Origin of the sequence: Proteocatella sphenisci DSM 23131, assembly GCF_000423525.1 — a bacterium.
Lineage (GTDB): Bacteria > Bacillota > Clostridia > Peptostreptococcales > Filifactoraceae > Proteocatella > Proteocatella sphenisci.
Genome location: NZ_AUID01000006.1, coordinates 1 through 13,523, shown reverse-complemented (window position 1 = coordinate 13,523; position 13,523 = coordinate 1). Strand labels below are relative to the sequence as shown.

Annotated in this window: 14 protein-coding genes and 1 riboswitch; of the genes, 3 read left to right on the top strand and 11 right to left on the bottom strand. The window is 41.3% G+C overall.

Features of this window, described 5'->3' with window-relative positions:
- Nucleotides 1-16: 16 nt before the first annotated feature.
- From cobK to G558_RS14150, 9 genes are read right to left on the bottom strand one after another with little or no spacing between them, the layout of a single operon-like run.
- Nucleotides 17-1,303, bottom strand: a complete 1,287-nt coding sequence (cobK, locus tag G558_RS0102575) for a precorrin-6A reductase (RefSeq protein WP_028828768.1) — start codon at nucleotides 1,301-1,303, stop codon at nucleotides 17-19.
- On the bottom strand, nucleotides 1,304-2,032 hold the full coding sequence (cobJ, locus tag G558_RS0102570; protein WP_028828767.1) for a precorrin-3B C(17)-methyltransferase: 729 nt from the start codon (nucleotides 2,030-2,032) through the stop codon (nucleotides 1,304-1,306).
- A gap of 18 nt (nucleotides 2,033-2,050) precedes the next feature.
- Nucleotides 2,051-3,169 carry a cobalt-precorrin 5A hydrolase gene (locus G558_RS12165; RefSeq protein WP_051188419.1) on the bottom strand — a complete coding sequence of 373 codons (1,119 nt, stop codon included), beginning with the start codon at nucleotides 3,167-3,169 and terminating at the stop codon, nucleotides 2,051-2,053.
- A gap of 1 nt (nucleotide 3,170) precedes the next feature.
- On the bottom strand, nucleotides 3,171-3,926 hold the full coding sequence (cobM, locus tag G558_RS0102560; RefSeq protein WP_028828766.1) for a precorrin-4 C(11)-methyltransferase: 756 nt from the start codon (nucleotides 3,924-3,926) through the stop codon (nucleotides 3,171-3,173).
- Nucleotides 3,927-3,928: 2 nt separating this feature from the next.
- Nucleotides 3,929-4,609: a precorrin-2 C(20)-methyltransferase gene (gene cobI, locus G558_RS0102555; RefSeq protein WP_028828765.1), complete on the bottom strand. Its 681-nt coding sequence runs from the start codon at nucleotides 4,607-4,609 to the stop codon at nucleotides 3,929-3,931.
- Between the two features lie 48 nt (nucleotides 4,610-4,657).
- Nucleotides 4,658-5,923: a cobalt-precorrin-5B (C(1))-methyltransferase CbiD gene (gene cbiD, locus G558_RS0102550; RefSeq protein WP_028828764.1), complete on the bottom strand. Its 1,266-nt coding sequence runs from the start codon at nucleotides 5,921-5,923 to the stop codon at nucleotides 4,658-4,660.
- Between the two features lies 1 nt (nucleotide 5,924).
- Entirely contained in the window at nucleotides 5,925-6,779 is an 855-nt protein-coding gene (locus tag G558_RS0102545) for an ATP-binding cassette domain-containing protein (RefSeq protein ID WP_036931444.1), read from the bottom strand.
- A gap of 12 nt (nucleotides 6,780-6,791) precedes the next feature.
- Nucleotides 6,792-7,556 (bottom strand): cobalt ECF transporter T component CbiQ, encoded by a 765-nt coding sequence (cbiQ, locus tag G558_RS0102540; protein WP_028828762.1) that lies wholly within the window; start codon nucleotides 7,554-7,556, stop codon nucleotides 6,792-6,794.
- Between the two features lie 5 nt (nucleotides 7,557-7,561).
- Entirely contained in the window at nucleotides 7,562-8,656 is a 1,095-nt protein-coding gene (locus G558_RS14150) for an energy-coupling factor ABC transporter permease (RefSeq protein WP_071604440.1), read from the bottom strand.
- Between the two features lie 177 nt (nucleotides 8,657-8,833).
- A riboswitch (cobalamin riboswitch) is annotated at nucleotides 8,834-8,950 on the bottom strand.
- 204 nt (nucleotides 8,951-9,154) lie between these two features.
- Here G558_RS14150 and G558_RS0102530 point away from each other — a divergent pair.
- From G558_RS0102530 to G558_RS0102520, 3 genes are read left to right on the top strand one after another with little or no spacing between them, the layout of a single operon-like run.
- Nucleotides 9,155-10,531, top strand: coding sequence for an AAA family ATPase (locus G558_RS0102530; RefSeq protein ID WP_028828761.1), 1,377 nt, complete (start codon nucleotides 9,155-9,157; stop codon nucleotides 10,529-10,531).
- Entirely contained in the window at nucleotides 10,528-11,229 is a 702-nt protein-coding gene (locus tag G558_RS0102525) for a hypothetical protein (protein ID WP_028828760.1), read from the top strand. Before G558_RS0102530 ends, G558_RS0102525 begins: the two co-directional genes overlap by 4 nt.
- Before the next feature lie 18 nt (nucleotides 11,230-11,247).
- Nucleotides 11,248-12,279, top strand: coding sequence for a D-cysteine desulfhydrase family protein (locus tag G558_RS0102520; RefSeq protein ID WP_028828759.1), 1,032 nt, complete (start codon nucleotides 11,248-11,250; stop codon nucleotides 12,277-12,279).
- A gap of 99 nt (nucleotides 12,280-12,378) precedes the next feature.
- Here the strand turns inward: G558_RS0102520 and G558_RS12155 are convergent, their stop codons facing one another.
- The gene (locus G558_RS12155; RefSeq protein ID WP_051188418.1) at nucleotides 12,379-13,206 is read right to left on the bottom strand and encodes a TIGR00366 family protein; all 828 of its coding nucleotides are present in this window, start codon (nucleotides 13,204-13,206) and stop codon (nucleotides 12,379-12,381) included.
- Nucleotides 13,207-13,303: 97 nt separating this feature from the next.
- Nucleotides 13,304-13,523, bottom strand: a 220-nt coding sequence (locus G558_RS12150; RefSeq protein ID WP_036931442.1) for a zinc ribbon domain-containing protein, incomplete at its 5' end; no start/stop codon positions are given.

Here is a 13,523-nt window from a genome sequence, read left to right as displayed (position 1 = left end):
TCTGAATTATTCCCACTTAATTTACTTTAAAATATTCTCTGAGTTCTCTTGCCGTCTTTGCTGCAGCGGCGTGATCTCTTCCATCAGATACCAGCCCGATGCTGATACTTCCGTTTCTGATTACCGCCGGAAAATAAAAACTGCATTCCTCCCGGCTGTCTGCCACCGAGACCTGAGCTCCAATTTTTTTTGCATCGTTTCCAATCATTTTGTTAACTTCTCTTTTGTCTGTGGCTGCAATGACCATGAACGAACCTTCAAGGTCTCCGCTGCGGTACTCTCGCCCAATTATTTCCAGATTTTCATTAACAAGCGCTCTTATTTCATCGCATATACCTGGCGCGATGACTCTTATGGATGCTCCATATTCGACCAGCACTTTGATTCTTCTCGCCCCTATCTTTCCTGCTCCCACTACAGTGACCTTTTTACCTGCAAGGCTTACGAACATCGGAAAATGCGGAAAGAGTGGAAAATGTTCGTCTATATAATTTCTGAACTCCTCGGGGCTAAGTCCCTCCGATTCAGCTGCATTTCCATTTTCGTCTGCAGGCCTTCCAATTACTAAAGCTTCTATTCCCTTAAGCGCTGCTGCCTCCAATTTGCTGTCAAATCCTCCCGCCGCTCCTGTATCCTTTGTTACTAGTACATTCGCGCCTGTTGCCTCGATCAGAGCCATGTTCATCTCCACCGAAAAAGGTCCCTGCATGCATATTATGTTGGATTTTTTGTATCCCAGCTCTATAGCATTTGCAAGAGAATCCAGATCAGAAAGTATTCTCGGATAAACTCTCTCACTGTAATTCTTTATCTGACTGTAGATCTTAAGATCTTTGCTGCCTGTCGTAAGCAGTATTTTCTTGCCTGTATTTTCTTCAAGATTAGCCCAATCGCATACCGCCTGAGCGTCTGAAAGCACGGTTATGCCTTCGTGAAATCCTGATTCTGCACCGAATTCTTCGCTCGATGTTTCTGTGAATGTAGATTTTCTAAGCACCCTGATGTAGCGCGTGTCCGTATCCATGCAGGCTTTTCTGATGTTTTGCGTGACCTGAGTCGCATACGGATGAGTGGCATCTATAACGATTTTAGCATCCTTGCATTCAAGCAGCATTGAGCTTATCTCATCTTCACTCAGTCTGCCAGATTCTATGACTATATTATCCAGCCCTCTGGCCGCACCGCTGAGCACTTCAAGTCCATAATCCGTGGCAGTAAAAGCCCTTGTATCTATGCCTCTTTGCGCAAGAAAAACAGCCGCCTCACGTCCTTCAGTTGTTCCCGCAAATACGAAAGCCTTCATCTAATTCACCTTGTATCCTCTCGGTGTAACCAGTTTTCCATTTATAACTTTTGTAGTCTCATTTCCTATAATTACCGTCGTAAACATATCTACTTTCGCCTCTCTTAGCTCTCCCAGAGTACATAGTGTATATTCTTCTTCATCACGTCCAATGTTTCTTACATAGCCGCATTTTGTTTCAGAGTCCTTGTGTCTGAGCATAAGATCGCACGCTTTTTGAAGATAGTCCGCTCTTTTTACACTCGATGGATTGTAAAGACATACTACCATATCGGCCTCTGCTGCCAGCTCCACTCTTTTTTCTATCTTTTCCCATGGCGTCATAAGATCGCTAAGACTTATTACTACAAAATCGTGTATAAGAGGCGCTCCAAGCACTGCCGCTCCAGAACATGCCGCAGTTATGCCAGGCACTACTTCAATTTCTACCTCAGGATGATTTTCGCAAAGTTCATACATAACTCCTGCCATGCCGTATACTCCAGCATCTCCGCTAGATATCATAGCCACAGTCTGTCCTTTTAGAGCTTCATCTATAGCCATCTGGCATCTTTGCACTTCCTTCTTCATAGGAGTCTGTATAAGTTTCTTATCCTTTATAATGTCTTTTATCAAGTCTACATAAAGACTGTATCCTGCAATTACATCAGATTTTCTTAGAGCCTCAAGCGCTCTTGGAGTTATCTGATCCTCTCCACCGGGACCAAATCCCACTACATATATTTTCATTTTCTGCTCCCATCTTATCTATATGCACGAAACCGCTATAGTTACGCCGCTTCGTTTCATTTTCTTCATTATAATCTCTATGCCTTCTGCCCCTGAGTATGCAGGTGACCCGAAGGCTCCCATAACCGCCGCTCTCTCGCACACGTTACCGGCTCCTACCGTCCGGCTCACAAGCTCCGAATGAGACATTTCACTGCTCGTATGTTTATCCGCTTCCATGAGTTCTTCTGCTGAAAAAGTATTAAATGCAAAGTCATGTTTTTGCACAAGAGCAAGCAGTGCTTTTTCATCCTTCTTAATATCCGCAGTATTTATGCTGCCTACAGCCCTTATATCCAGATCAAGTTCTGATATTGCCTGTTCAAACAGCTCATTTACAAGGACTTCATCAATGTCTTTTCTGCATCCCATTCCAATAAAGGTAGCAGTGGGGATAAGCACAAGAGCCTCGGGGAATCTGATTTTTACTTTCTCCACAAGAGAGTGAGCATCGGTTATAACCACTGTTGGATATGACGAATCCAGTGAGTCCGCGAGCTCAAAGCCACTGTAAAGACTCAGTAGTTCTTCTGTTTTCAGCTTCGCAAAGTTTCCTCTGCAGTCAGTATATACTTTAATTTTCCTGTTTTCAAGCACGGCTGATGATATGTGCTTGATATTTTTTATGCTGTCAATTTTCATGGAGTTTTCTACTGCCCATGAATCTATAGAAATCACATCATTTATGTCAGTTGCCGTGGTTATTACAGGATCTGCCCCAAGAACTTCTGCCAGTTTTATCGCAAGCTCATTCGAGCCTCCTATATGACCTGAGAGTATGGGTATTATATGTTTTGCATGCTCATCAATAACTATTACCCCAGGATCTGTGTCCTTAGATTTAAGGTGAGGAGCTATAGCCCTGACCGCAATTCCTGCCGCACCGATGTATATTATGTGATCAGCCTCTGCAAAGGCCTGAGATGTAAATTCTCCAAGGCTTGCGGGCGATCCTCCAGTGAGCCTTTTCGTCACAAAAAACTTCGCATCAATATTTTTCCACTGAGAAAATACATCCCTCATTCTTGCTGCAAGCTCTGCACCATTAATTGTAAATGCCATCACATATATACTTTTCCTGCCTGATTCGCGCTTCATCTTACTTGCTCGCCTGTCTGAATTCATGCGTGAATCCCGGATCGTAAAGCAGTGATCTTTCGTACTTGTCTCCAAGAAACTCACCTACGGTAATAAGCGCCGTCTTGCTTATGTTGTTCTCGCGAGCCGCCTGTGCAAGGTTTCCGACAGTTGTTCTAACTACTTTTTCATCATCCCATGTAGCCTTGTATACTATCGCAGCTTTTGTGTCTTTTGTATATCCGCCCTCGATAAGTCTTTCGCTCAGCTGCTCAAGCATTCCCGAACTCAAAAATATTACCATTGTAGCCTGATGCGCCGCCATAAGAGATATTTCTTCCTTTGGTGGAACAGGCGTTCTGCCTTCCATTCTTGTAAGTATAACGCTTTGGCTAACTCCCGGAAGAGTATACTCGGCTCCAAGCGCAGCCGCAGCTCCACAAAACGAACTTACTCCTGGACAGACTTTGTACTGTATATTCAGTTCTTCGAGCATGTCTATCTGCTCTCTTATCGCTCCGTATATGCTTGGGTCGCCTGTGTGCAGCCTTACTACCGCTCTGCCATCACTTTCGCCCGCCTTCATAACCTCAATTACCTGCTCCAGCGTCATGGACGCACTGTTGTGAATCTCGCATCCTTCTTTGGCATATCCAAGCAGTCCTGGATTTACCAGAGAACCCGCGTATATTATAATGTCTGCCTGTTCAAGCAGCTGTTTTCCTCTTACTGTTATCAAGTCCACCGCTCCGGGGCCTGCTCCTACAAAATTTATCATTCTTAGCTCTCCTTTACTACTATTATTGAAAAATAACTCGATTTTTCATCCAGCTCATCCAGATTGTGATACACTTTTTCATTTTCCATAGTCGCGCATTCCACCATCTTCGCATTGCTTAATTTTCCTGTTTCTCTGAGTCTTTCTCTCAAATCCAGTATGCTTTTTCCCGATTTCATAAACACCTTGTTGGCCGGAAACTGCAGGCAGTCTTCAAGTCCATCATATGAAGCAGGCACTATGAGAAGTGGTTCTTTGGATTCACAAAGCGAGTCGTTCAGCCTTGCCGCAACCGCACAAAACGATGGTATCCCCGCTATAAGCTGGGCGTTGTAACCTTTTGCAAGCACTTTTTTGTGTACATAGATATACGTGCTGTATATAGAAGGGTCTCCCAAAGTTATAAAGGCAATATTTTTGCCCTGCTTCATAAGCTCTATCATCTGATCTGCACATCTTTCGTGACTCTGTTCAAGTAAAGCACGATTCCTTGTCATTGGCATATCACACGCAACCATTTCCTTGCCCTGTATATATTTTTTTACTATTCCAAGCGCAACATTTTCGCCTCCAGATATCGGATATGCAATGCAGTCAGCACTTTCAAGGGTTTCTACCGCCTGAAGTGTCAGCAGCTTTTGATCTCCAGGGCCCACGCCTACTCCATATAATATTCCTGTCATAAATTCTCCTTCATTTATAATAAGCTTCATCTATAATCTGATTCCCTACTATTGTTTCTGCTGATGTTTTCTCAAATCCTTCAGCATTTCGTCGGCGCCATCGCTCTTTATGAGAGCTCCGTGCACTTTTGTAAATACAATAAACTCAACCTGAATTTTACCCTTTGTTCTGTGATCTATATGTTCTCTTATCTTTTTTCCAATACTCTCAAATACATTTTTCGCAAAATCGCTGCCCTGAGACAGTAAAATATCTGTCATCTCTTCTGCAGAAATAGCATTCATTATATCCCTTATAGCTCCAGATTCCATTCCAAGCATGGCGCTGTGAGCAGCGATTACTTCCTGCCTTGCATCCGCAGATCCAGAGTGGGTATTCATTACCCCCGCCGCTATTTTGATGAGCTTTCCCGCATGACCAATCAGCAGTATCCGAGGTATCCCCAGCCAGCAGCTGTAGTCGAGCATTTCACCTATATAATTTGAAGACTTTACAGCCATCTCCAAATCTATACCAAGTTCATCTCTCGCATAATCCTGTCCATAATTCCCAGGGCACACCAGCATGGGAGGCACAACCAATCTTGCAATGCCCACAGCCGCTTCAGCGCCGTCTTTTCTCTGCACACTGTACAGCTCTGCAAACTGTTTTATTTCAGTCTTTATAGTATCAACCAGAGCTTTTTCACTCATGGGCTCTACTATGCCGCTAGTTCCCAGTATAGAAATACCGCCTATTATCCCAAGTTTTGGGTTAAAGGTCTTGAGGGCGGTTTCTTCGCCGCGCTCTACCGATATTTCGATTTTTAAAAAGCGAGGTAAGGCGTCTGCTTCATACTGGTCAAGTACTTCTTTTACAGACTTTATTATCATTTTTCTTGGTACCGGATTTATGGCGCTCTTGCCGACGTCGCAGCTCAGGCCGCCCCTTGTAACTACTCCTACTCCGCGCCCCCCTCTTATGTAAGTTTTCACGGTAACTCCACATATATCAAGGTCTTCCTCATAGGGCTGAGGAGGAATTAAATGCTGGCCACCTGGACTGCTGACCTTTGAAAATATATGAAGTCCATGAGTTGCATCCGGGTCATCCCCGGCGTCTTTTATGATGCTACAGCAGGCCTCATTTGGGCTATATTCCTGATTATGCACCTCCAGATTAAGTTCTATCCCTTTTGGAGTGTCTATCTTTACAGTGTCACATCTTTGCCCACTCATCATCATCAGGAGCGCAGCCTTTGTGGCAGCCGCGCTGCAGCTTCCTGTAGTATAACCACGTCTGAGACTTTTTTGCCCCTGTATCACCATATCCATACTATATGTCTCTCCTCAGTACTTTCAAAATTTCTATCCTTGCTTCTCCGATTGTGGCGGCAGACTTGTCCACATCCAGACCATCTTTTTCTCTTAGAATCTCCATAAGGTGCTCTATCCTTGGAAGTCTGAGATTGTTTTCCCTTATGACATCCGGATCAGAAAATATTTCCTTGGAAGTACCCCCTGAAACGACTCTTCCGCTGTTCATTATATATACTTTGTCACTGTAAAGCGGAACCATATCTATGTCGTGGGTAGCTATTACAACTGATATGCCCGTCTTGGCCTTTATTTCATCCAGCAGCTTCATTATCTCACTTACGCCCTGTGGATCAAGCCCCGCAGTAGGTTCATCGAGTATAATAAGCTCCGGCTGCATTACAAGCACTCCTGCGATAGCTACTCTTTTTTTCTGTCCATAGCTCAGTGCATGAGTAGGACGCTTTGCAAGATGTGAAACTCCTGTCTTTTCCATGGCATCATCCACGCGCCTTCTGACTTCATCCTCAGGAAGGCCAAGATTTACCGCCCCAAAACTTATATCTCTGTATACATCTGCCGAGAAAAGCTGATGATCCGGATCCTGAAATACTATCCCAACAGTTCTTCTCATGTCAAGAATGCCTTTTCTCGAGTATTCCAGCTTTTTGCCAGCTATATATATATCCCCCGACTGAGGCCTCAGAACTCCATTTAGATTAAGAAACAGAGTGGATTTTCCCGCTCCGTTTCCCCCAAGTATAGCCGTAGTCTTTCCTCTTTCGATCTCAATACTGACATTATCAAGGGCCAGCTCTCCGCCCTCATAGCTGTAGCAAAGATTTCGAGTCTCTATAATATTATTGTTTTGCATAATTTCACTCACCTATATCATATACGCCCCTATCTGGAGCAGGGCGACAGCTATTGCCACAAAAGTAATGTTTGTATCTATTTCATATTCATATCCAACCGTACGAAGCTCTCCCGTATATCCGCGACTTTCAAGTGCATCATATATGTTGTCCGCTTTTCTAAACGAGCTCATAAAAACCCTCGATATGAGATCCGCAGTAGACCGGTATGAAGTCTTCATATCGACGTATCCAAGCCTTGAACTTTGCGCTGTCTTTATCTTTTCAGCAGTGTCTGCAAGTACAAATATGAATCTGTAGACAAGCTCCAGCAGTTCCACAAAAAGCGCAGGAACATGCATTTTCGAAAGTGCCAGAGTAATATCAGTCATGGGCGTATTCATAACAAGAAAATACACACTGCTTATCACCCCAAGCGACTTTGCAGATATGCTAATTGCCTCAAGTGCTCCCTTTTGTGAGATTCCATAAAGGTGATTCCCTGCCTTAAACCCTGCAATCAGATTTGCCGAAGGGTCATACCTTCCAACAGCTATGGTTATTACTCCAAGAAATATAAATCCCATGGGAATCCTGAGCATCCTCCAGATATCTCTGGCGCGGTGCCCCCCCATCCACATGTTGCAGGCGCTCATAGCCACTATGGTAACAAGGCTGACAAGAATATCATCCAGAACTATACATATAAACATCATCCCAAGGGAAACTAGTATCTTGGTTACCGGGTCACTTGACCTCACTTTTGAGGCATAGGCATATCTGTCAGTTCCGCTCAATTTTTTTAACTCTCCTTCTTAGTAAGCCTTCCAAGACCAAATCCTATAACCCCCGCTCCAAGCGCCGCCTGAAGTGCAAAAAGAAGTGATTCTATCTCTCCACTTGCAGGCTCAAAGAATGGTTCAAAATTTGGCTGGTAATTTTCATCTATCTCAGTAACTATGTCCATTGCAATCCCGTCAGCTCCACCAAACTCAGAACCACTCTTTATTGCAAGAGGTGCAAATACCACTATAAAAAACACAACAAGAAGTATTACGTTCTTTTTCCAAAGTGGACTCTTTTTTCCTGATGATGCCGAAGCAATTTTTTTCCCTTTAGGTTCTTCTGATTTCACACTTCCCTCAGGATAAGCATCATAAGATCCGGTTTCAAGCGCCTTGACCTCAGCAAAACTGTATTTTTCAAGTATCCCAAACACTATTACCGTAAGTATTGCCTCCCCGACAGCTATTGGAATCTGCGTAACCGCAAAAACACCCATGAATTTTACAAGTGAAGCCATTATTCCTCCATCTGGAGATGGGAATGCCACTGCAAGCTGGAAAGAAGTCGTAACATATGTCAGTAAATCAGAAAGAAAAGCTGCCACAAATACGCTCACCGCCGAAGAAACTCCCGCAGATTTCAGCCACTTGTAGGTGTAATAAGCTACAAAAGAACCTACAATTGCCATCGAGAACACGTTTGCTCCAAGAGTGGTTATTCCCCCATGAGCCAAAAGCAGGGCCTGAAACAGTAACACTATAAGACCCATAACCGCCATCGGAGAAGGCCCAAAAAGTATAGCTCCAAGCGCTATTCCAGTAGGATGAGAGCAGCTTCCTGTAAGAGATGGTATCTTTAGCGCAGAAAGTATAAACACAAACGCACCCGCCATGGCAAGCAGAATCTTTGCCTTAGGCACCTGATCAATCTTCACCTTTATAGCCTTGAAACCATAGATTACAAACGGAGCCGAAACCGCAAACCAAAATATTATCCACATGGGAGAAGGCAAAAAACCCTCCGCTATGTGCATCGCACTCGAATACACCGTGTTCATTCCCAGGAGCGCAACCACGCTCAGTAAAATCTTTGCAATTTTTTCTTTTTTCATTTCAATTCCCTTTCTCTTCAAAAAATAATTCTACCGAAAAGCAGGGTCAAAGCTCAATTTATAAAAACCTGTAAAAAAAGCCCCAAGTCTCATCGAGTCTCAGGGAGTTTAGGTCATATTATTCATATCACTTTAACAGCCTCTATTCATCGTAGAGTGTGTTAACAGAAAAAGTACGTGTTCCGACTTAAGTATCATAGCAATTACAGCGCCTTCCCAGTTTCCCAGTGGCATTATGCTGTATCACTCCTCTATCACGGCAGCGAGACTGTGCAGGATTTTAACCTGACTTCCTAGACTAATTTCTGTATGTATTAAATTGTTTGTTCCACCATCCATTATTTCATATTTTGATGATTTCGTCAATATGGAGAACAGGACTGCTTTTCTCGAATATTGAATATTGAAAATTTAAAATGGCACAAAATGTATCTATTTTTAAAAATAATGTTGTGCAAAATAAATTAACATACTATAATGAAAATGGAGGTGGATGATATGATTAACTTTGAAAATACAATGGTAAGAATTTTAGAGATAAATATTAAAAATTATAAGAATACATCTAACGGAACTATTGAGGTATCTACTGTTTCTAATATAGAAAATGACAGAGGAGATATCCGTGGGATTTATGGCCAAAATGGTTCTGGAAAGACTTCTATTATAAGTGCAATGAGTTTAATAAAAAATATTTTTTCAGGAAAGTCATTGCCAGAAGATATAGACAAATATATAAAATATGGTGAGAATGAGGCCGAAATAAACGTTTTATTTTTTATTGAGAATGATAAAGGTAAGTACAAAGCAAAATATAGTGTAGTTATTGCAAAGAATAAAGAAGGTTGTTTTATACAAAGAGAAACACTCTCTTACTGGGATAAGTCCACCGAAAATGAGAATTGGAATAAAGTCAAAGTCTTAATTAATAATCAATACAACAAAAGTAGCATTTCTCCCAAATATAGAAATGATGATATATCCAGATTGTTCCCCGATCCTAACGATCTTATAGTTACCAAAAAAATTAAATTTAGAGATAACCAGAGCTTTATCTTTTCAGATGAGCTTCTCAGTATTTTAGATTCTAGTTTTAACACTGTTGGAAAAGAATTCGGTATATTACAGACCCTTCAACATTACGCTATGTTTAATTTGCTTATTATTGATAACAAACAAATGGCATTAAGTAATGCTAACATTTTACTTCCTATCAATTTCAAAAATTATAAGGATAATATTCAGCGTTCAATGGGGGTTATGCCTATAGGTTTAGAGAAAGCAACTTATTTGCCTAAATTTGCGATTGCTGAGATTGAAACCAGTCTTAATTCTTCAAATATGGTTCTTAGTGAAATTATACCAGGTCTGACAATTAAACTTCAGGAAGTCAGTGTAAGGATTTCCAAGTCAGGAGAAGAAGAGGTTGCAGTAGAGCTTATGTCTTGTAGGGATGGCGTAGAGATTGCCATAAGGTATGAGTCTGATGGTATTAAAAAGATTGTGGCTATTATTCATCTTCTAATTTCAATGTTCAATTACAGGTCGATGACCTTATTGATTGATGAGCTGGATTCGGGTGTTTTTGAGTATCTCATAGGTGAAATTCTTGAAATATTAGAGGAAAGAGGCAACGGACAGTTGATATTCACTTCACATAATCTACGCCCTCTTGAAGTCCTCAATAAAAACAGCCTAGTGTTTACAACTACCAATCCAGATAACAGGTATATAAAATTGAAAAATGTTAAGGCCAATAATAATATTAGAGATATGTATTATAGAGACATAATCCTCGATGGACAAGATGAAATTATATATGACAGAACAAATTCTCCAAGAATAGCCCGGGCTTTTAGAAAGGCGGGTGAATGATATTGGCAAGAAAAAAAGTTGTTTTGTTTATAGTTGAGGGATTCAGCGAAAAAGAAAGTCTTGAATTGTTGTTGTCAGAGTTATTCGGAAATAATAGCCAAGTTATATTTGAAGTTGCACAAGGCGACATCACTTCTGATAAACATAGTAGTCAAAATAATATTAAAAGTAAAATAACTGAGTTAATTAAAAGCAGCGGAAGGAAATTTAAACCTGCTGACTATAAAGAAGTCATACACTTGGTTGACATGGACGCTGCATTTGTCTCTGAAGATAGTATCCACTCTGATACACTTAATAATGTATTTTCTTACAGAAATGATGGCATTTACGCTCCGGATATTCAATCCGTAAAAGATCGAAATAAAAGAAAGCAAGCTTTGTTAAAACTCTTATCTCAGACTTCTAAAGTCTATAACTCTGTGCCTTATCGAGTTTTCTATTTTTCATGTAATTTAGAACATGTCCTTCACAATGAAATTGAAGTTGAAGATTATGCGAAAGTGCAATATGCTGAAAATTTTCAAGATCTATATATTGATGACTTGGAGGGATTCATAGATTTTATTTGTAATAGCGATTTTTCTGTAAAGCTAGATTATGCGAATAGCTGGAATTTTATACAAGAAAACAACAACTCTATAAAGAGATTTACTAATTTCAATATTGTTTTAAAGGATTATTCATTGAAAAGATAACAGAAAGGAAGAATCAGTATGATCACACTACCTGAAAAAATATCCCTAGCAAACCTGCCAACCAGGACCTACAAGCTCCAAAAGCTTTCAGAAAAGCTCGAAAAAAATATCTACATAAAAAGAGATGACGAAACTGGAGTAGAACTCTCCGGAAACAAGGTAAGAAAACTCGAATTTGTAACTGCAGAAGCAAAATCACAGGGAGCTACAGTCCTCATCACCTGTGGAGGAATTCAGTCAAACCACGCAAGAGCAACCGCGGTAGCTGCAATAAAGCTGGGCATGAAGTCAGTACTTGTCCTTAGAGAATCCGAAAAAGGCCATGCAGAAGGAAATCATCTGCTCGACCTCGTAGTAGGCGCCGATATAAGATTTATAAGCGCAAAGGAGTACGCAGAAAAAAGATTTGAAATAATGGAAGATATCAAAAAAGAGCTCGAATCCCAATGCGAAACAGGATATATAATCCCCGAAGGTGCATCAAACGGCATCGGACTCTTTGGCTATATAAACGCCATGAAAGAAATTAAAACCCAGGAGGAAGAACTTGGAATGAAATTTGATGCTATCGTTTCCTGTGTAGGCTCAGCGGGCACATATGCAGGACTCGTAGTCGGCTCAAAGCTCTACAATATGAAATGCGACGTTATCGGATTTAATATTGCAGATACAGCTCCAAACTTTCAAAAAAGATCCTTTGAGTATATCAAAGAGTGCTGTAACTACCTCGAAGGCATAAGTCCAGAAATCCTTGAAATTACAGAGGAAAACCTTATAATCACAGACGGATACGCAGGAAAGGGATACGCCCTCAACGTGAGCGCAGATTTTGAATTCATTAAAGAATTTGCAAGACTAGAAGGAATATTTCTTGATCCAGTATATACAGGAAAAACCCTCAAAGGCATGGTCTCCGAGATAGCCAAGAGTAATTTTGGGCTCGAGCCAAACAATCCAATGGCAGACTTTTCCCAGTATCAAAACATACTGTTCATTCATACAGGCGGACTCTACGGCCTCTTTCCAAAAGCAGGAGAGATGAGTTTTTAAAAAAACTATAAAATATAGTATAAAAAATAGCAACTTCTATTTAGGTGAAGTTGCTATTTTTGAGTGGAGTTGCTATTTTAAAATCTCATTGTATTAAATTTAAAAAATAAGCAGTCCCGCAGCAATAACTACTCCCGAAAATAGAAGCGTAATTACGCAGTAACCCATTATATCTTTTGCTGTAAGTCCAGCTATACCAAGAGCAGGAAGCGCCCAGAAAGGCTGAATCATATTTGTCCAAGCATCTCCCCATGAAATAGCTAGTGCAGTTTTTGCAGCAGGCACCCCAATCGCAAGACCCGCCGGCATCATAATAGGACCCTGAACCGCCCACTGACCCCCACCAGAAGGAACGAAGAAGTTAACAATACCCGCACTCAAGAAAGTAAATAGAGGAAAAGTTGTAGTAGTAGCTATTCCAACAAAGAAAGTGGATATAACCCCAGCCAGAGAAACTCCAGCAACCGCGCCAGTCATCATTCCTTGAATACCCGCATAGAATGGGAATTGAAGAAGAATCCCAGAACAGCTCTTTGCAGAATCCGCAAAAGCATCAATATATTTCTTAAGATTTCCATGAAGCAATATACCAGCAAACATGAAGATAAAGTTAACAAAATTTAGATTTAGCGAATTCAATTTATTAAGTGCAACGTTGTATACAATATATGCAAATCCAAGAACAATCACGATTCCCCATATTATTCTACTATGTTCAAGCTTGTCAGCAGGAGTTTCAATCTTGTATACCTTTTCAGCATCTTCAATAAGTAACGCTGGGTCCACTTCAATAGTGTGTTCCTCATCAGGCATCATCGCCCTGCATACAAAAGGAAGCCCGATTATAATTGTCGCCGATATAACAAGGTTCATCGGAGAAAATATTGTAAGTGATGTAGGTATTGCCTCAGGTGAACTACCCACCACTTAAGAAGTGGGGGCTTCCTGGTCAATGCTTCTGATGAAGCAAGATTCTCCAGGCTCTAAGGGCGGTACCCTCCCCGACTGACACTGTATCTTATATTTACATTGTCAGCTTCAGTAAGTTCAGACTTGCATTGTAATCTCTGTCTATCTCAAGACCGCACTCTGGACAGACATATATTCTGCAGCTCAGGTCCTTTGTCTGACTCGACCGGTTACCGCAGTCAGAGCAAAGCTGAGAACTCGGATAGTTTTGCGGAGCAATTATGAGGTCTCTGCCATACCACCTGGACTTGTAATCCAGCATTTCCCTGAACCTG